General features: G+C 65.7%; 23 protein-coding genes and 1 other RNA gene. 11 read left to right on the plus strand and 13 right to left on the minus strand.

Going from position 1 to position 19,778, the window contains the following annotated elements; translation table 11 throughout:
• The first annotated feature begins 85 nt into the window (after positions 1-85).
• Positions 86-559, plus strand: a complete 474-nt coding sequence (locus tag DAEP_RS0108120) for a GNAT family N-acetyltransferase (protein WP_027244313.1) — start codon at positions 86-88, stop codon at positions 557-559.
• Positions 560-587: 28 nt separating this feature from the next.
• On the opposite strand, the gene DAEP_RS24305 is transcribed toward DAEP_RS0108120, so the two are convergent.
• The 7 genes from DAEP_RS24305 to gatC form a co-directional block, all read right to left on the minus strand.
• The gene (locus DAEP_RS24305; RefSeq protein WP_154665038.1) at positions 588-848 is read right to left on the minus strand and encodes a hypothetical protein; all 261 of its coding nucleotides are present in this window, start codon (positions 846-848) and stop codon (positions 588-590) included.
• Positions 849-1,226: 378 nt separating this feature from the next.
• Positions 1,227-1,394 carry a 50S ribosomal protein L33 gene (gene rpmG, locus DAEP_RS0108135; RefSeq protein ID WP_008554190.1) on the minus strand — a complete coding sequence of 56 codons (168 nt, stop codon included), beginning with the start codon at positions 1,392-1,394 and terminating at the stop codon, positions 1,227-1,229.
• A gap of 119 nt (positions 1,395-1,513) precedes the next feature.
• Positions 1,514-1,948, minus strand: an RNA gene (gene rnpB, locus DAEP_RS23415) — RNase P RNA component class A.
• A gap of 132 nt (positions 1,949-2,080) precedes the next feature.
• Positions 2,081-2,776 carry an N-acetylmuramoyl-L-alanine amidase gene (locus tag DAEP_RS0108140; RefSeq protein ID WP_027244315.1) on the minus strand — a complete coding sequence of 232 codons (696 nt, stop codon included), beginning with the start codon at positions 2,774-2,776 and terminating at the stop codon, positions 2,081-2,083.
• Positions 2,776-3,543 (minus strand): excalibur calcium-binding domain-containing protein, encoded by a 768-nt coding sequence (locus DAEP_RS0108145; RefSeq protein ID WP_027244316.1) that lies wholly within the window; start codon positions 3,541-3,543, stop codon positions 2,776-2,778. Before DAEP_RS0108145 ends, DAEP_RS0108140 begins: the two co-directional genes overlap by 1 nt.
• A 41-nt stretch (positions 3,544-3,584) precedes the next feature.
• Positions 3,585-5,072, minus strand: a complete 1,488-nt coding sequence (gene gatA, locus DAEP_RS0108150; RefSeq protein ID WP_027244317.1) for an Asp-tRNA(Asn)/Glu-tRNA(Gln) amidotransferase subunit GatA — start codon at positions 5,070-5,072, stop codon at positions 3,585-3,587.
• 5 nt (positions 5,073-5,077) lie between these two features.
• On the minus strand, positions 5,078-5,365 hold the full coding sequence (gene gatC / locus DAEP_RS0108155) for an Asp-tRNA(Asn)/Glu-tRNA(Gln) amidotransferase subunit GatC (protein ID WP_008553297.1): 288 nt from the start codon (positions 5,363-5,365) through the stop codon (positions 5,078-5,080).
• Between the two features lie 186 nt (positions 5,366-5,551).
• Here gatC and DAEP_RS0108160 point away from each other — a divergent pair, with 186 nt between their 5' ends.
• Positions 5,552-6,244: a metal-dependent hydrolase gene (locus tag DAEP_RS0108160; protein WP_027244318.1), complete on the plus strand. Its 693-nt coding sequence runs from the start codon at positions 5,552-5,554 to the stop codon at positions 6,242-6,244.
• Positions 6,245-6,349: 105 nt separating this feature from the next.
• Here the strand turns inward: DAEP_RS0108160 and DAEP_RS0108165 are convergent, their stop codons facing one another.
• The 5 genes from DAEP_RS0108165 to DAEP_RS0108185 form a co-directional block, all read right to left on the minus strand.
• Positions 6,350-6,973, minus strand: a complete 624-nt coding sequence (locus DAEP_RS0108165) for a DNA-3-methyladenine glycosylase I (protein WP_027244319.1) — start codon at positions 6,971-6,973, stop codon at positions 6,350-6,352.
• Positions 6,970-7,263: a YciI family protein gene (locus DAEP_RS0108170; protein WP_008557849.1), complete on the minus strand. Its 294-nt coding sequence runs from the start codon at positions 7,261-7,263 to the stop codon at positions 6,970-6,972. Before DAEP_RS0108170 ends, DAEP_RS0108165 begins: the two co-directional genes overlap by 4 nt.
• A gap of 21 nt (positions 7,264-7,284) precedes the next feature.
• On the minus strand, positions 7,285-7,866 hold the full coding sequence (locus DAEP_RS0108175) for a TetR/AcrR family transcriptional regulator (RefSeq protein WP_027244320.1): 582 nt from the start codon (positions 7,864-7,866) through the stop codon (positions 7,285-7,287).
• Between the two features lie 77 nt (positions 7,867-7,943).
• Entirely contained in the window at positions 7,944-8,768 is an 825-nt protein-coding gene (locus tag DAEP_RS22520) for an aminoglycoside phosphotransferase family protein (RefSeq protein ID WP_051337344.1), read from the minus strand.
• The gene (locus tag DAEP_RS0108185) at positions 8,752-9,222 is read right to left on the minus strand and encodes a nucleoside deaminase (protein ID WP_008556714.1); all 471 of its coding nucleotides are present in this window, start codon (positions 9,220-9,222) and stop codon (positions 8,752-8,754) included. The genes DAEP_RS22520 and DAEP_RS0108185 overlap by 17 nt, the downstream gene beginning before the upstream one ends.
• Before the next feature lie 62 nt (positions 9,223-9,284).
• Here DAEP_RS0108185 and DAEP_RS0108190 point away from each other — a divergent pair, with 62 nt between their 5' ends.
• From DAEP_RS0108190 to DAEP_RS0108215, 6 genes are all read left to right on the plus strand, one after another.
• Positions 9,285-10,340: a pseudouridine synthase gene (locus DAEP_RS0108190; protein ID WP_027244321.1), complete on the plus strand. Its 1,056-nt coding sequence runs from the start codon at positions 9,285-9,287 to the stop codon at positions 10,338-10,340.
• Between the two features lie 174 nt (positions 10,341-10,514).
• The gene (locus DAEP_RS0108195; RefSeq protein WP_027244322.1) at positions 10,515-11,408 is read left to right on the plus strand and encodes a 5-bromo-4-chloroindolyl phosphate hydrolysis family protein; all 894 of its coding nucleotides are present in this window, start codon (positions 10,515-10,517) and stop codon (positions 11,406-11,408) included.
• An 18-nt stretch (positions 11,409-11,426) separates the two neighbouring features.
• The gene (locus tag DAEP_RS0108200) at positions 11,427-12,617 is read left to right on the plus strand and encodes a toxic anion resistance protein (RefSeq protein WP_008557327.1); all 1,191 of its coding nucleotides are present in this window, start codon (positions 11,427-11,429) and stop codon (positions 12,615-12,617) included.
• A 5-nt stretch (positions 12,618-12,622) separates the two neighbouring features.
• On the plus strand, positions 12,623-13,564 hold the full coding sequence (locus tag DAEP_RS0108205; protein WP_154665041.1) for a DUF2927 domain-containing protein: 942 nt from the start codon (positions 12,623-12,625) through the stop codon (positions 13,562-13,564).
• A 26-nt stretch (positions 13,565-13,590) separates the two neighbouring features.
• Positions 13,591-14,775, plus strand: a complete 1,185-nt coding sequence (locus tag DAEP_RS0108210) for an SPFH domain-containing protein (RefSeq protein ID WP_008557949.1) — start codon at positions 13,591-13,593, stop codon at positions 14,773-14,775.
• Positions 14,776-14,863: 88 nt separating this feature from the next.
• Entirely contained in the window at positions 14,864-15,985 is a 1,122-nt protein-coding gene (locus DAEP_RS0108215; RefSeq protein WP_027244324.1) for a TFIIB-type zinc ribbon-containing protein, read from the plus strand.
• Positions 15,986-16,089: 104 nt separating this feature from the next.
• Here DAEP_RS0108215 and DAEP_RS0108220 read toward each other — a convergent pair whose 3' ends face one another.
• Positions 16,090-16,509: an Hsp20/alpha crystallin family protein gene (locus DAEP_RS0108220; protein WP_027244325.1), complete on the minus strand. Its 420-nt coding sequence runs from the start codon at positions 16,507-16,509 to the stop codon at positions 16,090-16,092.
• Between the two features lie 136 nt (positions 16,510-16,645).
• Between DAEP_RS0108220 and DAEP_RS0108225 the strand changes: the two genes are divergently transcribed.
• The 3 genes from DAEP_RS0108225 (at position 16,646) to DAEP_RS0108235 (ending at position 19,778) form a co-directional block, all read left to right on the plus strand.
• The gene (locus tag DAEP_RS0108225) at positions 16,646-17,320 is read left to right on the plus strand and encodes a nitroreductase (RefSeq protein WP_027244326.1); all 675 of its coding nucleotides are present in this window, start codon (positions 16,646-16,648) and stop codon (positions 17,318-17,320) included.
• Between the two features lie 22 nt (positions 17,321-17,342).
• Positions 17,343-17,789, plus strand: coding sequence for a D-aminoacyl-tRNA deacylase (gene dtd / locus DAEP_RS0108230; protein WP_027244327.1), 447 nt, complete (start codon positions 17,343-17,345; stop codon positions 17,787-17,789).
• Positions 17,790-18,194: 405 nt separating this feature from the next.
• On the plus strand, positions 18,195-19,778 hold the full coding sequence (locus DAEP_RS0108235; RefSeq protein ID WP_027244328.1) for an ABC transporter substrate-binding protein: 1,584 nt from the start codon (positions 18,195-18,197) through the stop codon (positions 19,776-19,778).

Below are 19,778 nucleotides of genomic sequence, written 5' to 3' on the forward strand. Positions count from 1 at the left end.
GCGCACCTCAATTTCAGGCACGGCAAGGGGCGGATCGGATTGATCCGCCCCTTCTTTTTTTAACGGCAATAAGAATGTTTATCCCATGAAAATCATTGAGGTTCCCGCCGCAGACGCAGAGCGCCTGGTGCCGCTGCTGCAGGATCTGCACGCGCTGCACGTGGCCTATCAGCCGGAGCGCCACATTCCGGCGCCCGGCAGTGACGGCCTGGCCGGATGGCTGCAGGACTGGCTGAGGGAAGAGACCGTCTTTGCCTTGGCGGCGGAAAGCCCGCAGGGCACCCTGCTGGGGTATCTGATCTATGAGCTGCAGGAACGCCCTGCCCTGCCGCTTCGTCCGGCCGAGACACGCGCCATGCTGCATCATATCTCGGTCACCGGCGCCTGGCGGCGGATGGGTGTCGGCAAGGCGCTGGTGGAAGCGATGAAGGTCCGCGCGCTGGACGCCGGGGCCACGGTGATCGCGGCCACCTATGCGCCCTTCAACACGGGCTCAGCCGCGCTGATGAAGGGAATGGGAATGGAGCCGGTGCTGACCATGGCGGAATGGCGCGCCTGAGGCGCGTCAATGGCTCAGCGCCCTGGGTTCAGGACCCCGCGCCCGAGCAATCCAGCCCCGTGGAGATGGCAATGGTGCCGCGGCTGCTCGCCACTTCGCGGATATCACCCTCCAGCCGGCAGCCCGACGCTCTGGCCACCAGGCCGCGGAACTCCGCCTCGGCGATATCCGGCAGGCGGTGCACCGCACTGTGCTCAGGCACGCTCAGCACGGCCATTCCCGCGCTGCCGGACCGGACCAGGCACAAGGAGAGCTCCCGCCCCTGGATCTGCACGATCTTGTCCACCACAGCCCTGCCTGCTGGCTCCGCTGCCGGAACCGGGGCTGCTGGCGCGGCATGCAGGTGAATCGCCGTGACCGCTGGCGGCGGCGGCACTGCCGCCCCTGCATCAAAGGAACTTGAAACCGGCGCTGCGGCCGCTGTCAGCGCCGCGGCAATCGCAATTGTTTTCACAGCTCATCCACCCCTTTGCTCATTAACCCACAAGGTCCAGGCTAGAGCGGAATTGCGGCGGAAACATGCCGCAGCGTCCGGCAGATGCAGACAATCAAAACCGCATTTACCGGTAATTGAAGGCAATCCAACCGGCGCCAAAGGGGCCGCTGCAAAAGAAAACGGGCCGCGCCTGGCGCGACCCGTTTCCGGAAATCATCCCGAAGGAAAGGCTTACTTGATTTTGCCTTCCTTGTACTCGACGTGCTTGCGCACAACCGGGTCGTACTTCCGCACAACCATTTTTTCGGTCATGGTGCGTGCGTTCTTCTTGGTGACATAGAAGTGGCCGGTGCCCGCGCTCGAGTTCAGGCGGATCTTGATGGTGGTCGGCTTCGCCATGGTGCTTCTCCTGCGTCCGAAAAGGCAGGGGCCTCTCGGTAAATTCCTATCTGAAGCCCGGCTTTTACCCGCCTCAGCCCCCAAGTCAATAGGATTCTCCCCCATTCCCCAAGGGATTTATGCGCAGAAGGCCTGTAAGCCGGATCCTGTCCCCCCGGGACCGTAACCCCGGGCTCGACGGCCATTCATCTAGGCGGCGCATTGCTGCGCCGCTCAAGCTGCCAACCCGGCCCCTCTCGGCTGAAGCGAACCTAGCGGCGGTTTCCCGGTTTCCCGGGACCTGCCCGCGCGGGGGCCCTATTTGGCATTGCTCCCGGTGGGGCTTGCCGTGCCGCTGCTGTTGCCAGCAGCGCGGTGGGCTCTTACCCCACCGTTTCACCCTTACCCGCGCGGATGCTCCTTTGGCGGACCTCCGGTCCGGCGGGCGGTTTGTTTTCTGTGGCGCTTTCCGTCGGGTTTCCCCGCCCGGGCGTTACCCGGCACCGTTGCTTCATGGAGTCCGGACTTTCCTCGAGGGAGGCTTGCGCCCCCCGCGCGGCCGTCCAGCCTTCTGCGCGACTGGAGGCGTAGAAAGATCGGTGCGCGGCGTCAAGCGGATAGTGCGGATTGAGGGGCGCTGCCCCTCTTAACCCCGCCTCCGGGCCGGGGCAAATATCCCGGAGCGCGAGGCAAAGCCTCGCAAATCATCAGGCGTTTAACGCGTCCGCGCCGAGAGCGGCGAAATCGGCGGGCGACAAGGGGCCATGCGCCCCGGGCCGGAACCGCAGGCGGACGGCGGCCAGAAGCGCTTCGTCCTCCGCTTCCGCTGTGAATCCGGCTGCCGCGGCAGCGCTGCGGAACTGCTCAAAGGACGGGTCGCGCGGAACCTGGCCCCGGCCGGGCCCCGCTGCCAGCCCCTGCCGCGCCAGGCGGTTCCAGTCAAACCGCGGGCCCGGGTCGAACTTGCGCCCCGGCGCCATGCAGGAATGCCCGATCACCCCCGGCGCCGGGATGTCCCAGCGCTGCATCACGCCGCGCATCAGCTCCTCCAGCGCGGCCATCTGCGGCGCGCTGAACGGGTGCGTGCCGAGGTTGTCGAGCTCTATGCCGATGGAGCGGGAGTTGATATCCGCCTGCCCGTGCCACGCGCCGGTGCCGGCGTGCCAGGCGCGGTGCTCTTCCGCCACCATCTGCCACAGGGTGCCGTCTGCGCCGATCAGATAATGGGCGGAAACCTCCGCCGCCGGATCGCAGAGCCGCTCAAGCGCGGCCTGCGCGCCCTGCATGGCGGTGTAGTGCAGAACGATCAGGGACGGCTTCAGTCCGTCCCTGCGCGGCCCGAAGTTCGGGCTGGGATGCCAGAGGGCGCCCGGCTGATCAGCCCCGCGCAGGTCCGCCGTCATCAGTTCTGGACAGCCAGCCGGTAAGGGGCCGGGTCCCAGCCGCAGGCATAGCCGTCGCCATCCGGGTCCAGCGCCTTGCGGTCGCGCTCCGGCCCGCCGGTGGCGAGAAAGGCGACCTGAGCCTCGTCGGGAGAGGCAAACTCAGCGCAGTTGCGCTGGTTGCGGGCCTGCAGGTTGATGCCGGTGCGGCTGTAGACGCGCACGCCCTTGGGATTGCTGGTGCCGAGGGCATACCGCACGATGTTGGGGCCGGTGTCCTCTGTGCGCTCGGGCACCGCAACCGGCTGCACTTGCTGGTACTGCGCCCGCTGACGCTCCAGCCGGGCCGCGTCGCTTTCGATCGACTGGCGGGCAGCGACCGCCTCAAAGTCGTTCTCATCCGAAATCCCGCCGCTGCCTGCGATCTCCGGTGCCGGGTTCAACGGGCTTGCCTGCAGCGGCTCAACGCCGGAGGCTGTGCTGGAGGCGGCCAGCGCTGCAGCGGTCTCGCGGGCGATGTCCGCGCCGCTGGCGGCGGTGCTGGCGGTGCTGAACGTGCCCGCCGCAGCCGCCGAGCCGGGGCTGCGCGGGGCTGCCGCGGGCTGGACCGGTTCCGACGATACCCGCGCCGGCGGCACCAGCGGTTCGCCGATGATGGTGGTGCCCGCTGCGGGCGGCGGCGCGAAGGGATCGCCGTCAATGCCAGCGGCACTGTCGGGGACCTGGGGCGAACAGGCAGCCATCACCAGAAGGCTGCCTACGGCGGCGTAAGATGCGAATGCGCGCATGGGGTTACCTGTCTGCTCTGCTCAAGTGCTGAGGCGGAGGTTTACCACCATTGCTGCGGCTTGGCTACAAAGCCGGCCGCATTCTCCAGCGCATAGGCAGTGTTCAGCAGATCGCCCTCTTCCCAGGGCTTGCCAATCAGCTGCAGACCCAGCGGCAGGCCCTGCTTATCGAGCCCTGCCGGCACCGCAACGCCCGGCAGGCCCGCCAGGTTCACGGTGACGGTAAAGACGTCGTTCAGGTACATCTGCACCGGATCCGTCTCGGTCATCTCGCCCAGGCCAAAGGCCGCCGACGGGGTGGCCGGGGTCAGGATGGCGTCGACACCGGCGGCAAAGACGTCCTCGAAGTCCTTCTTGATCAGGGTGCGGACCTTGCGGGCGCGGTTGTAGTAAGCGTCGTAGAAGCCTGCCGACAGCACATAAGTGCCGACCATCACCCGGCGCTGCACCTCATGGCCGAAACCTTCGGCGCGGGTCTTCTCGTACATCTCGGTGATGCCGTCGCCGGCCTCCAGCTTGGCGCGGCGGCCATAGCGGACGCCATCATAACGGGCGAGATTCGAGGAAGCCTCAGCCGGCGCGATCACATAGTAGGCAGGCAGCGCGTATTTGGTATGGGGCAGCGAGATGTCGACGATCTCCGCCCCTGCCGCTTTCAGCATTTCGGCGCCATCAGACCACAGCTTCTCGATCTCGCCCGGCATGCCGTCCATGCGGTATTCCTTGGGGATACCGATCTTCTTGCCGCGGATGTCGCCGGTCAGCATCGCCTCGAAATCCGGCACCGCCAGCTCAGCAGAGGTCGAATCCTTCGGGTCGTGGCCGCACATCGCTTCCAGCATGATGGCTGCATCGCGCACCGATTTTGTCATCGGGCCGGCCTGATCCAGCGAGGAGGCAAAGGCGACGATGCCCCAGCGCGAGCAGCGGCCGTAGGTCGGCTTGATGCCGACGGTGCCGGTGAAGGCGGCGGGCTGGCGGATCGAGCCGCCGGTATCGGTGCCGGTGGCCGCGAGGCAGAGGTCTGCTGCCACGGCAGAGGCCGAACCGCCGGAGGAGCCGCCCGGGGTGAGCTGGGCGTCGTCATTGCCGCGGCGCCAGGGGCTGACGGCATTGCCGTAGACGGAAGTTTCGTTGGAGGAGCCCATGGCGAACTCGTCCATGTTCAGCTTGCCCAGCATGACGGAGCCGGCGTCTGCCAGCTTCTGGCTGACGGTGGATTCATACTCCGGCTTGAAGCCTTCGAGGATTTTGGACGCGGCCTGCGAGGGCACGCCCTTGGTGCAGAACAGATCCTTGATGCCGATCGGCAGGCCGCACATGGAGGGCGCCTCGCCCGCCTTGATGCGCTCATCTGCCGCCTTGGCGCGTTCCATCGCAATCTCGGGGGTCTTGTGCACGAACGCATTGAGCGCGTCCGCCGCGTCGATTGCCTTGAGGCAGGCCTCGGTCAGCTCAACGGAAGTGGTGTCGCCCTTGCGCAGCGCGTCGCGGGCCTCTGCCAGGCCCAGTTTGTTCAGATCGCTCATGTCTCTCACTCCACGACTTTGGGCACTGCGAAAAAGCCTTCGCGGGCGTCCGGCGCATTGGCCAGGATCTTGTCCTGCTGGTTGCCGTCGGTGACTTCGTCCTTGCGGCGCTTGAGGCGCTGCGGGGTGACGGAGGTCATCGGCTCGACGCCCTCGACATCCACCTCGTTCAGCTGCTCGATGAAGCCCAGGATATTGTTGAACTCGTCTGCCAGCGCCGGAAGTGCTGCGTCCTCAACCTTGATCCGGGCCAGTTTGGCCACCTTGGCGGCAGTGCTTTGGTCAATCGACATGGAAACCCTCATCTGGTGTTGGGTAGGCATTTACCGCCGCGCCGCCTGCGCTGCAAGCCGGCATGGGGCGTTCACTGCGTTGCGCGGGCCTGCCGAGGCAGGCGCGGCTGAATTTCCGAAGGCTTCAATTCCATTTCGCATCAGGCCTGTTAGGCTCTTGCCAAAGACAACGCGAGGAGAAAACCGATGAAGATCATTTGGCTGGGCCATGGCTCATTCCGCATCGAAACCGGCGGCCTGGTGCTGCTGGTGGACCCCTGGCTGACCGGCAATCCGGTGCTGCCCGAGGACCAGCACGACGCGGCCGTATCAGGCGCCACCCATATCCTGCTGACCCATGTGCATTTCGACCATGTGGTGGACGTGCTGCCACTGGCCAAACGGCTGAAGGTGCCGGTGATCGGGCAATACGATCTGATGGGGCTGTGGGGCGAGACCGAAGGGGTTGAGACCACGGGCTTCAACAAGGGCGGAACGGTGGATCTGAGCGGGGTGAAGGTGGCGATGGTGCCGGCCTCGCACAGTTCCACCTTCAGCACCGAGGACGGTCTGCGCACCGGCGGCTCTGAAGTGGGCTATATGCTGATGGCGGAGGGCAAAACCGTCTATCTGTCCGGCGACACCGCGATCATGGCGGACATGGAGTGGATGGGGGATTACTACAAGCCGGACGTGGGCATCCTGTCGGCGGGCGGCCATTTCACCATGGACATGAAACAGGCAGCCTATGCGGCCAAGCGCTACTTCAACTTCAAAACGGTGATTCCCTGCCACTACAAGAGCTTCCCGATCCTGGAGCAGGACGCCAACGACCTGATCGAGGGGCTGCCGGGGGTGGAGGTGATCGAGCCGGAAGTGATGACGGCAATCGAGGTCTGAGCCGCGCAGGCTGGCGCGGCGTCTCCCGCCCGCCGCCGGATCTGCCGGACAGATCCGCTCCCGCCGGGCGCGGCGCCGGGCCAGTCGGCCCGGCGCGGGCGGCCCTCAGGCCGCCGGTTGCATCTGCGGCACGGTGAACGCCGCGCGCGCCGCGGCGGCCTTCTCGCGGCAGCTACAGCCGCGGGCGTGGTCATTGATCAGCCCCATCGCCTGCATGAAGGCAAAAACCGTGGTCGGGCCGACAAACTTCCAGCCGCGTTTCTTGAGCGCTTTCGACAGCGCCACCGATTCCGGGCTGGTCGAGGCGGTCTGCGGCTCCGGCAGGTTGTCCGGCTTTGGCTCAAAGCTCCAGAAGAACGCCGCCAGCGAGCCCGCCTCTGCCGCCAGCTCCTGCGCCCGGGCGGCATTGTTGATCACCGCCTCGATCTTGCCGCGGTGGCGAATGATGCCCTTGTCCTGCACCAGCCGCTCCACATCCGCCGCGCCGAATTCGGCCATTTCATTGAAGTCGAACCCTGCGAACGCGGCGCGGAAGTTCTCGCGCTTGTCCAGAATGGTGCGCCAGCTAAGGCCGGACTGGAAGCTCTCCAGGCAAACCTTCTCGAACAGCCGGATGTCGTCGCCCACCGGGTAGCCCCATTCCTCATCGTGGTAGCGCAGGAAATCCGGGGCCGAGGCGGCCCAGGCGCAGCGAGCCTGGCCGTCGGCGGCAGTGAAGGTGCGGCTCATTCCCCGCCCCGCAGGAAATCAAGCCGGGGATCCATCATGGTGGGCGCCACGCCGATAATTTCCGGCTCGACGATCCCGCCGGTCACAAAGGGATCCTGCGCGACGCGAGCGGTCAGGTCCTCTTCGCTTTCCCCGACAGCAAGGATCGCGCCGCCCTCGCCGTCGGTCATTGACCCGGCAGCGAGAAACACCCCGTCCTCAAACCCCTGCTGGAGCCAGGCCTTGTGTCCCTCCAGAAATTCGGCCAGCCGGTCTGTCTGCGCCGCAAATGTCAGCAATATGAAATACATGATCGTCTCCTGTGATATATCCTAAAGGGGATGCTCCGGCGGCAGCTGATCCCTGAGCCAGTCCTGCATCAGCGCCACCTCGCGGCTGATGAAATCCGTGTCGCCAAACGCCTGCGCCAGCGTCGCCACGCCCTGGCTGCGGGCCAGCAGATGCATCGCCAGCCCGCCGGACCGCGCACCGCACCCCAGCGCCTGGAATTGCTGGCTAAGCCAGTCCTGAAACAGCGTGAACAGTGCCGCAGCCTGCGCCTGCGCGGCGTGATTCAGCTTGCCCAGCTCGGTGACCAAGGACCCGACCGGGCAGCCATAGAGGGTGATCTTGGCCTGGTTGGCGATCAGGATGCGGATGAAGCAGGTGATCCGCTGCGCGGGACTTGCGCTCTCCGCCTGCCAATCGTTCAGCATGGCGCGGGTGGCGGCCATGCGGCGCGCGATCACGGCTTCAAGGATCTCGTCCTTGGTCTTGAAATGGTAATAGAAATTGCCGCGCGAGATACCCACCGCCGCGGCAATATCCGCAAAGGACGCCGCCTCGAAACCGCGTTCATAGAACAGCTGATCCGCAGCCTCCGCAATCCGGTCCCTGGTTGTTTCCTGCACCACGCCAGCCCCCCTAGGACAATTGACCTATAAATCGCAGATTAGGACGATCAACCTAACTCTTCAAGCGCGAATGCAATCTAGCCTTCAGCGGCGTTAAGAAGAGCCCCGAGCAGGTCAAGTTCCGGATCCTTCCCGAGCCGGCCGCCGTTTCGCCAGGCAATCGACAGCGCGCATTTCGCAGCCGCCCATTGCAATAGCCGCCTTTGCCCCACTTGGAACTCCTGCGACCAAAGTGTTGCCAGAAACCTGATGCGCTCTGGCTCACGCACCAGATCCGGCGCCCCACGCGGGTGGCGAAAAGCATTGGCAAGTTCGTAAGCACGCTCTCCCAGCACTCCCTTGGCATCAAAGGCGCAATAGCCACGATCGCCTAGACGGATATTGCTGTGATGCAGATCGCCATGCAGTGGGCGCACATCCTGCGGATCAGCCAGAAGCCGCCGCGCGAGCGCCTGGCTGCGAAAGATGTTTCTGCGTGCGGCCTCGGAAGCCCCGGCTGAAACCGTCAAAGAAAACAGAGCCCTAAACCAGTCTTCGAGCCGCGGATAGCCCGCTTCGGGGATAGCACTCGCATGCAGCCCCTTGGCGACCTGCACCAGCTCCGCCGCGGCTTCGGCATCCCTGCCGGCGCGGCTGAGATCCCCAAGCGGCGGCCCGCTGAGCCACTCTATCAACGCAGCCGACGCCGTGACTTTGTAGACCCTGGCAGCCGGACCGCCCGCAGCAGCGAGAAATCGGAACCCCTCGGACTCGTTCCGCATCCCCTTGGAACCGTAGATCTTGAGCACCGCAGGGCTGCCATCTGCGCGGCACACCTTCCAAAGAACCGCAAGCCCTGTTTCCTCCACCAGTTCAGGTGCGGAAACGCCAAATTCAGCTAGAATTTTAGGCGCTGGGATCATTCGGCAGCCTTTTGCCAGCAAAAAATTCCTTAAGCAGCGCGCTGGCCTCGCCTTCCGCGATCCCGTCATAGACTTCCGGCACGTGATGCGCCTGCGGGTGGGAAAACACGCAGGCGCCATGCGCCACGCCGCCAGACTTGGGATCAGCAGCGCCGTAGTAGACCCGGCGGATGCGGGCGGCGGCGATGGCGGCGGCGCACATGGCGCAAGGCTCCAGCGTGACATAGAGGTCGTAGCCGGTCAGCCGCTCGCTGCCTAAGCGCGCGCAGGCTTCGCGGATGGTCAGGATCTCGGCATGCGCGGTCGGGTCGTTCAGCTCGCGGGTGCGGTTGCCTGCCAGCGCCGCCACCTGCCCGTCCGGCGCAATCAGCGCAGCACCCACGGGCACCTCGCCGCGCGCTGCCGCCGCCCGCGCCTGCTCCAGCGCCTTGTCCATGTGCGATTTGAATGCCATGCCCCTTCCTGCCCGCGATTGCCCGCTTTCGCAAGACAGCGGAATGCTCTATGGCACGGGGCATGAGCAAAACACCCGCATCCCCCAAGGGCAAACCGGCCCCAAAATCCCAGCCCCGCAAAGCCCCCGCAAAACCGGAGGGCGCCGCGCCCGAGGGCGACCGCATCGCCAAGGTCCTGTCGCGCGCAGGCGTCGCCTCGCGCCGCGAGGCAGAGCGCATGATCGCCGAGGGCCGCGTGTCGGTGAACGGCAAGAAGATCGACAGCCCGGCGCTGAACGTGACCGCGCGGGACCGGATCAGCATTGACGGCCAGCCCCTGCCAGAGGCGGAGGGGCCGCGGATGTGGCTGTATTACAAGCCCATCGGGCTGGTCACATCGAACAGCGACGAAAAGGGCCGCAAGACCATCTTTGACGAGCTGCCGGAAGACATGCCGCGGGTGATGACGGTAGGCCGTCTCGACCTCAACTCCGAGGGGCTTTTGCTGCTGACCAACGACGGCGGCATCAAGCGCAAGCTGGAGCTGCCTGCCACCGGCTGGCTGCGCCGCTACCGGGTGCGGATCAACGGCCGCCCGAAGGACGAGGATTTCGCCCCCTTGCGCAAGGGCCTGGTGATCGAGGGCGAAAGGTTCCAGCCGATGACGGTGTCGCTGGACCGCCAGCAGGGCGCCAACGCCTGGCTGACCGTCGGCCTGCGCGAAGGCAAGAACCGAGAGATCCGCCGCGCGATGGAGGATATCGGCTTCAGCGTGAACCGGCTGCTGCGGGTGTCTTACGGGCCGTTCCAGCTGGGCAACCTGAAACCGGGCGAGGTCGAGGAACTGCGCCCCCGCGTGGTGCGCGACCAGCTGGGGCTGGCGGAGGAAGAGGAAATACCGGCGGCCCGCCCGACCCGCGCGCGCGGCGGCAAGCCCGCAGGCAAACCGATGGGCAAGCCCGCAGGCAAACCGATGGGCAAGCCTGCAGGCAAACCGGCCGGGAAACAGGCCGCGCAGCCTTCGGGCAAGCAGGGCAACCCGGGCAGAACCGCAGGCAAAGCTCCGCCCGCACGCGGCACCCGGCCGGATCAGCGCGGCGGCGGCAAACGGCCCGCCGGCAAGAATCCCCGCCGCTGAGCCATTTCCCGCGGACTTCCCCCTAGCAACAGCGCCAGCTATCCCCTAGATTTCCAATCAGTTAATCTTCGCTGGCCGTTCCTGGGGGAGCTTGCGTGCAAAAAATTGCTTATGTCGCCCTTTTGATCCTGATGTTCGGGCTCAGCACTGGCTGGATCGTGGGGGGCTGAGCGGATGGCACAGCGTTACGGCGGCAAACACAGCCCCGGCAAGAAAACCGGGCCGCAAGGCTCCGCTCCGCAGCAGACTTACCGCAACGCGCAGGTGGACCCGGTCGGGATGCGCGCCAACGTGCTGTTTGTGCCGCCTGCCCTCCTGGCCCTGCTGTCGCTGAATGACGGCGCGGCCGGGCTGGCGCTGGGGCTGCTTGGCGCAGGCCTGTGGACCGGCGGCGCCTTCCTGCTGCGCGAAGGGCTCAAGGCCGAAGCCGCCTATGCTGCCCGCAAGGTGGCCCGCAGGCCCGCCCTGCCCCGCAAGATCCTGGCGGCACTGCTGGCAGGCGCCGGCGCTGCGCTGGCGGCGTGGAAAGGGGAACCCGGCCTGCTGAGCGCCATCATCTATGGCACGGCGGCGGCCGGCCTGCATCTTGCGGCCTTTGGCATCGACCCGCTTCAGGACAAGGGCGCGGAGGGCACCGACACCTTCCAGCGGTCCCGGGTGGCGCGCGCGGTGGATGAGGCCGAACAAAGCCTTGCCGCCATGAAGGACGCTGCCCTGCGCGCCCGCGACCGCACGGTGGAGGCACGGGTGGAGCAATTCCAGTCAGTTGCGCGCGAGCTGTTCCGCACGGTTGAGGAAGACCCCCGTGACCTGACAGCGGCGCGGAAGTACCTGACCGTCTATCTGCAGGGCGCCCGTGACGCGACGGTGAAATTTGCGGATATCTATGCCCGCAGCCGGGACACCGAGGCCCGCGACAGCTATCTGACGCTGCTGGATGATCTGGAACAGAACTTTGCCGCGCGCACCCGCAAAATGCTGGTGGAGGACCGCACGGACCTGACGATTGAGATTGATGTGCTGCGCGACCGTTTGCAGCGCGAGGGGGTCCATCTGGACCGGAACTGATTAGCGAGGAAGCCGTTCATGTCTGAAGCTGTGCAACAGAAGGCCGCCCAGGCCCAGGCCCTGGTTCAAGAGGTCACCGCCATAGAACTGCCGGAACCCGTGGCGGAGGTGCAGCCGCTGGAACAGGCCGACGCGCCCACCAGCGAAGCCATCCGGGTGCGGATGGACCAGATCGACATAGCCGATACCAATTCGATCATCCATTTCGGCTCTGCCGCGCAGGCGGAGCTGCAGACGATCAGCCAGGCGATGCTCTCGGATGTGCGCAACAAGGATGTGGGGCCTGCGGGCGACAGCCTGCGCAATATCGTGACCACCATCCGCGGCTTCTCCGTCTCCGAGCTGGACATCCGCCGCAAGCCGACCTTCTGGGAGCGGCTATTGGGCAGGGCCGCGCCCTTTGCCAAGTTCACCGCGCGCTATGAAACCGTGCAGGAGCAGATCGACAGGATCACGGATGATCTCCTCGGCCACGAGCACCGGCTGCTGAAGGACATCAAATCGCTCGACCTGCTGTATGAAAAGACGCTCGGCTTCTATGACGAGCTGGCGCTTTACATCGCCGCGGGCGAGGCCAAGCTGGCGCAGCTGGACGGCGAGGATATCCCGGCCAAGGAGGCCGAGGTGCAGGCCGCCGCAGAAGGCGACAAGGTCATGAAGGCCCAGGAGCTGCGCGACCTGCGCGCGGCCCGCGATGATCTGGAGCGCCGGGTGCATGACCTCAAGCTGACCCGGCAGGTCACCATGCAGTCGCTGCCGTCGATCCGGCTGGTGCAGGAGAACGACAAGTCGCTGGTGACCAAGATAAACTCTACCCTGGTCAACACCGTACCGCTGTGGGAGACCCAGCTGGCGCAAGCGCTGACCATCCAGCGCTCGGCCCAGGCGGCCGCCGCAGTGCGCGATGCCAATGACCTGACCAATGAGCTGCTGACCTCCAACGCGGCCAACCTGCGCCAGTCCAACGAGATGATCCGCCAGGAGATGGAGCGCGGCGTCTTTGACATCGAAGCGGTGAAACAGGCTAACGCGGATCTGATCGGCACCATTCAGGACAGCCTGCGGATTGCCGATGAGGGCAAGGCCAAGCGTGCTGCCGCCGAGGCCGAGCTGGTGAAGATGGAGGCAGAGCTGCGCGACACGCTGGCCGCAGCGAAGGCCCGCCGCGACGGCGTTGGCGACACATCCGGCACCGCGGTGCCGAACTGACGGCGGTGGCAGGCCTGCAGGTATATAAGGCATTTTGCAAAGGCGGGGCGGCGCTGGCCGGTCTGGCGGCCCTGACGGCCTGCCTGCCGTTTTCCCAGCCGGAATCGCTGGTGCCGCAGCCCCGCCCGGCGGTGCCGCAGCCTGCGGTTTACAAACCCTCCGCCGACAGCGCGGAGCTGGCCTATTACTACAACGCCCTGCAGCGCGACCTGCTGACCCGCGGGCTGCTGCGCACCGACGGCGGCGGCCCGGACACGCCCTATGACGCCGAGGATCTGGCCGAGAGCTTCGAGGCGCTGGCGTTTTACGACGAATACGGCGGCTCCGGCATTTCCGGCGGATTGGGCCGCTGGGCAGGCCCGGTGCGGATCGCGGCGGAGTTCGGCCCCTCGGTGCCGGCCGCCCGGCGCGCAGAGGACCGCGAGACCCTCAGCGCCTATGCCGCCCGGCTGGCCCGGATCACCGGCCATCCGGTCGCCACCGGGGCCGCGCGGGGCAACTTCCATGTGATCTTTGCCAGCCTCGACGACAGCGCCTTTGTCGCTGAGCGGGTGCGCGAGCTGCTGCCCTCGATCAGCGCCAGGGACCTGTCGCTGCTGGCGGCGCCGCCGCGCAGCTTTTACTGCCTGGTGGTGGCGGGCGGGCCGCAGAGCGATCCGCTGTCCTACACCCGCGGCGTGGCGCTGATCCGGGCCGAGCACCCCGATCTGGTGCGCAGAAGCTGCGTGCATGAGGAAGTGGCGCAGGGCCTGGGGCTCAGGAACGACAGCCCGCGGGCGCGGCCCTCGATCTTCAACGATGATGACGAATTTGCGCTGCTCACCAGCTTTGACGAAAAACTGCTGCAGATGCTGTATGATCCAAGACTGAAAACGGGGATGAGCGCCGAGGAAGCCCGCCCCATCATCCGCATTCTCGCCCGCGAGGCGATGGGCCAGGAACTGTAGGCCGCCAAAGGAAGAGGACCTGAAACATGGGTATTTTCGATTTTCTCAAAGGCGAATTCATCGATGTCATTCACTGGGTGGATGACACCCATGACACCATGGTCTGGCGGTTCGAGCGCGAAGGCCATGCGATCAAATACGGCGCCAAGCTGACGGTGCGCGAGGGCCAGGCGGCGGTGTTCGTGCATGAGGGCCAGCTGGCAGATGTATTCACCCCCGGTCTCTACCTGCTGGAGACCAACAACATGCCCGTGATGACCACGCTGCAGCACTGGGACCATGGCTTCCAGTCGCCGTTCAAATCGGAAATCTACTTTGTCGACACCACCCGGTTCAGCGACCTGAAGTGGGGCACCAAGAACCCGATCATCTGCCGCGACCCGGAGTTCGGCCCGGTCCGGCTGCGCGCCTATGGCACCTATGCGATCAAGGTGGCCGACCCGGCCCGGTTCCTGTCGGAGATCGTCGGCACCGATGGCGAGTTCACCATGGACGAGATCTCCTATCAGATCCGCAACATCATCGTGCAGGAGTTCTCCCGCGTCATTGCAGCCTCCGGCATTCCGGTGCTGGACATGGCGGCCAACACCGCTGATCTGGGCAAGCTGGTGGCGGCAGAGATCTCCGGCACCCTGGCGGAGTACGGCCTGATGATGCCGGAGCTCTACATCGAGAACATCTCGCTGCCGCCCGCGGTGGAGGAGGCGCTGGACAAGCGCACCCAGATGGGCGTGCTGGGCGACCTTGGCCGCTACACGCAGTTTTCTGCCGCCGAGGCGATGACCGCCGCGGCCAGGACCCCGAACAGCGGCATGGGCGCAGGCATGGGGATGGGCATGGGAATGGCGATGGCGCAGCAGATGGGCCAGGCCCTGCAGGGAGGCGCAGCCTCTCAGGCAGCGGGTCAGCCGGCCGGGCCATGGGGCGCACGGCCCGCCCCCGCTGCGCCGCAAGCGGCTGCGCCCGCGGCACCGCCCCCGCCGCCGGTCGAGCATGTCTGGCACATCGCGGCGGACGGTCAGACCTCCGGGCCGTTTTCCAAGGCACGGATGGGGCGGATGGCGCAGGACGGCAGCCTGACGCGGGACACCCATGTCTGGACGCCGGGCCAGGACGGCTGGAAACGGGCGGGCGATGTGATGGAACTGGCGCAGCTGTTCACCATCCTGCCGCCGCCTCCGCCGCCCCCCCCGGCCCCGCCGGCCGGCTGAGCCTTGGCTGCGGCGGCGTCCGGACCGCGATGCCGCCGCGCTCATTCCTTCTGTTGAATTTTCACTGCAGGTTTCCCGCCCCGTGACGATGCCCCCGCCGCCGCCCGCCGCCAGTGCGCCCTCTGCCCAGGAGGACAGCCACCGCTTCCCCTGCCCCAACTGCGGTGCCGATTACCGTTTCGACCCGAACGCAGGCGCGCTGATCTGCGATCACTGCGGCCACCGCGAAGAGGTGCGCAGCGGGCCGTGGAAGGGCTCTGCCCTGCGGGAGCTGGACTTCCGCACTGCCGTGGCCGAGCAGCTGCCGGAGGCAGAAATCGAGGTCACCCGCGTCTCCGTCTGCCCGAACTGCGCAGCCCAGGTCGAGTTCGACCCGGACATCCACGCCAAGGAATGCCCGTTCTGCGCCACCCCGGTGGTCACCGGCACCGGCGAAAACCGCCACATCAAGCCGAAGGGCGTCCTGCCCTTTGCGGTGGAGGAACGCGCCGCGCACAAGGCGATGACCGATTGGCTGGGGCAGCTGTGGTTCGCGCCAAACGGGCTCAAGGACTATGCCCGCAAGGGGCGGCGGATGCAGGGGGTCTATGTGCCCTACTGGACCTATGACGCCCAGACCCGCAGTTCCTATACCGGCCAGCGCGGCACCGTGTACTATGTCACCGAAACCTTCCGGCGGGACGGTAAGATGCAGTCGCGGCAGGTGGCCAAGGTGCGCTGGCGGCCCGCCTCCGGCCGGGTGCAGCGGTTCTTTGACGATGTGCTGGTGCTGGCCTCCAAGAGCCTGCCGAAGCGCTATACCGAGGCGCTGGAACCCTGGGACCTGTCGCAGCTCGAACCCTATCAGCCGCAGTATCTGGCCGGGTTCCGGGCCGAAGCCTACTCGGTGGATTTGGAGGCAGGTTTTACGGAGGCAGGACAGAAAATGGAGCGCGTCATCGAGCGCGACGTGCGGTTTGACATCGGCGGCGACCGGCAGCGCATCAGCAGCATCGACACGCAGATGTCCGGTGTGACCTTCAAGCATATTCTGCTGCCGGTCTGGCTGGCGGCCTATAAATACCGCGGCAAGACCTACCGTTTTGTGGTCAACGGGCAATCAGGCCGGGTGCAGGGCGAGCGGCCCTATTCCGCGTGGAAGATCGCCATTGCGGTCATTCTGGCGCTCGCCATTGCTTCGGGCATCGCCCTGCTGGCCAGCCAGCAATAACCCCTGAACATGCGGAAGGGGGAGCTGCCTCCCCCTTCCTGACCCGGCCAATGCGTGTTCCCGGCTGCCGGCGGGAACCAAGACCGCTCCCTGTCGGCCTTCTGTCAGCCTTTGCTGATCTCGATCCTGCGGGCGGTCTCTGGCTGAGCCAGCGCCTTTTTCGGCACCGAAATGTGCAGCACACCGTCCTCCATCCTGGCTGAAGCCGCCTGACCGTCGGCATCTTCCGGCAGTCGGAAGGAGCGGCGGAAGGCGCCATACTGCCGTTCGCTGAAATACCAGGTGTCGCCTGTCTTCTCGGACTGCGTCTTCTTCTCTCCGCGGATCGTCAGCACGCCGCTATCGACGGTCAGCTCGACATCGCCCAAGGCAACGCCCGGAAGCTCCATCGCAATGTCGTAGGCTTCCTTGCCCGAAGAGGCCTCTGTCGCGGGATTGAGCCAATCGGCAAGACGGGTCCCGAAGCTGCGGAACGGATCATAAAGCGACGGCCAGAAACCGCCATGTTCGGTTTTTTCCACCATAGTACAGCCTCCTTTCCAGTTACGGCTTATTGTAGCTCTGACGCTGCGGCACGGCTTTGATCCGGCGCAAGCGGGGCGCTTGCGCAAAAGAAATTCTGCCGCCAGTCTGGCCGTCAGCCGCCTGAAGGGACTGGACATGACACCGGATTTGCAAAGCCTGAACACCCTGTTTGACGCCCGCCACAGCTGCCGCGCGTTCCGCCCGGATCCGGTGCCGCGCGCCGTGATCGAGGACATCCTGCGGACCGCGCAAAAGGTGCCCTCCTGGTGCAATGCACAACCCTGGAAGGTGACGGTCTGCAGCGGCGCCGAGACGGAACGCGTGCGGGCCGCCCTTCTGAAGGCGGCGGAGGGCGGCGGCCACACTCCGGACCTGCCCTTTCCCGATGGCTACTCGGGGGATTACCAGCAGCGCCGCCGCGACTGCGGCTGGGCGCTCTATGAGGCAGTCGGCGTGCAGAAAGGCGACCGGGCCGGGTCGGCGCGGCAGATGATGGAGAATTACCGGCTGTTCGGCGCTCCGCATTGCGCAATCCTGTCCTCCCCGGCTGAGCTGGGGTCCTATGGCGCGATGGATTGCGGCGGCTTTGTTGCCGCCTTCACCCTGGCCGCCCGGGCGGCTGGGGTTGCCAGCATCCCGCAGGCGGCGGTTGCCTCCTTTGCGCCGCTGCTGCATGAACTGCTGGAGATACCGGACGACCGGATCATCCTCTGCGCCATTTCCTTTGGCTATGGCGACGAGGACCACCCGGCCAACAGCTTCCGCACCAGCCGGGCGGCGCTGGAGGAATTTGCGGACTGGCGCGGCTGAGGCAGGACAAGGACGGGCACACATGCGGGCATTGATACAGCGGGTCAGCGAGGCTTCGGTCACGGTCGACGGCGAGACCCTGGGCGGGATCGGGCCTGGCCTGCTGATCCTGGTCTGCGCCATGCAGGGCGACAGCGAGGTGCAGGCCCATCAGCTGGCGGCGAAGATCTCCAAGCTCAGGATCTTCAAGGATGAGGACGGCAAGATGAACCGCTCGGTGCTGGACACCGGCGGCAGCGCCCTGGTGGTCAGCCAGTTCACTCTGGCCGCAGACACCCGGCGCGGCAACCGGCCCGGATTTTCGGCAGCCGCCGCCCCGGCTGAGGGCGAACGGCTGTATGAATACTTCGCCGCCCGGCTGGCACAGCTTGGCTTGGAAACAGCCAAGGGACGGTTCGGCGCCGACATGAAAGTGCGGCTGCTGAACGACGGCCCGGTGACCATCTGGATGGACACGGAGCAGCTCTGACCGGCACGCTCGGCCCTGCCCGCCCGGCCCGCCGCAACCGCGCACCGGCGGCTGCCTGCTGCCTGCGCCGGAGGGACGTTTTCAGGCGAGAAAGCATCGATTCTTTCCCAGTTACCGCCAACAACGGGTACCGTCCCGGCCAATTCATAAAAAATCCGTCATTCTTGCGCACAAAAATTTCTTGTCGCATTCCAGATGTTTTTTTGATTTACACCCGGCATGGCAGCCAAAAACGGCACCTTGCTTGAGAAAGGCGACCTGCCTTCTACAGGCCCCGCCCGCGTGCCTGCCGCCTCGCCAAGCGCTCCGCGAATAACGCTTGCTAGGTTGCGGCAAATGCGCAAATCTTGAACCATCAATCAAAAAACAGGTGCCTAGAGCACCGCAACCAATCGGGAGACCTCAATGAACAGACACATGCAGTATCTGGCCAGTCAGGCTGTGGCGGGCAAACTGTCGCGCCGCGACTTCCTGGGCAAAGCCGCCGCACTGGGCTTTACCGCTGTATCCGCCAACCTGCTGCTGTCCAGCACCGCCAAGGCGGCCGGCCCGCAGAAAGGCGGCACCATCCGTCTCGGCCTGCAGGGCGGGTCCACCACCGACAGCCTGGATCCGGCGCTGGTCACCAACACCGTCGGCCTGATGGTTACCCGCCTGTGGGGGGAAACGCTGGTCGAGCTGGCAGAAGACGGCGGCATCGAAGGCAAGCTGGCCGAAAGCTATGAAGCCTCGGACGACGCCAAGACCTGGACCTTCAAGCTGCGCTCCGGCGTGACCTACTCGAACGGCCAGAACGTGACCGCCGAAGATGTGGTCAAGACGATGGAGCGTCACAGCGGCGAGGACACCAAGTCGGGCGCCCTGGGCATCATGCGCGGCATCAAGGACGTGCGCGCGGACGGCGACAGCGTGGTCTTCGAACTGGACAGCCCGAACGCCGACCTGCCGTATCTGCTGGCCGACTATCACCTGATCATCCAGCCGGGCGGCGGCATGGACGATCCGGCAGCCGCCATCGGCACCGGCCCCTACATCATGAAGTCCTCCGACATGGGCGTGCGCTTCGTGGCCGAGAAGAACCCGAACTACTGGGGCGATCTGGGCAACGCGGACACCGTGGAAATCATCGTCATCAACGACGACACCGCCCGCGTCGCGGCGCTGCAGTCCGGCCAGGTGGATGTGATCGACCGGGTGCCGCCGCGCACCGCGAAACTGGTGGAACGTGCGCCGAACATCACCGTGCATTCGACCTCCGCGGCCGGCCATTACGTGTTCATCATGCATTGCAACACCGCACCGTTCGACAACAACGACGTGCGCCTGGCGCTGAAATACGGCATCAACCGCCAGGAAATGGTCGACAAGATCCTGAACGGCTACGGCACCGTCGGCAACGATACTCCGATCAACGCCTCATATCCGATGTACACCGAGCTGGAACAGCGCCAGTTCGACCCGGACAAGGCGATGCACCACCTGAAGAAGTCCGGCCATGACGGGGCCATCCTGCTGCGCACCTCGGACAACTCCTTCCCGGGCGCGCCGGATGCTTCTGCCCTGTTCCAGCAGTCGCTGGCGGGCGCCGGCATCAAGCTGGACGTCAAGCGCGAGCCGAACGACGGCTACTGGTCGGAAGTCTGGAACGCCAAGCCGTTCTGCACCAGCTACTGGGGCGGGCGTCCGACCCAGGACCAGATGTTCACCACGGCCTACCTGTCCACCGCGGACTGGAACGACACCCGCTTCAACAACGAGCAGTTCGACCAGATGCTGGTGGCCGCCCGCGGCGAGCTGGACGTCGCCAAGCGGACGCAGATGTATGCCGACATGTCGACCATCCTGCGCGACGAAGGCGGCCTGATCTGCCCGATGTTCAACGACTTCGTCGAAGCAACCACCGACAAGGTCGACGGCTTTGTCGAGGGCATCCCGGGCCAGGTTCTGATGAACGGCTATGCGGCCAGCAAGCTGTGGGTCAAAGCCTAG

Origin of the sequence: Leisingera daeponensis DSM 23529 (genome assembly GCF_000473145.1) — a bacterium.
Classification (GTDB): Bacteria; Pseudomonadota; Alphaproteobacteria; order Rhodobacterales; family Rhodobacteraceae; genus Leisingera; species Leisingera daeponensis.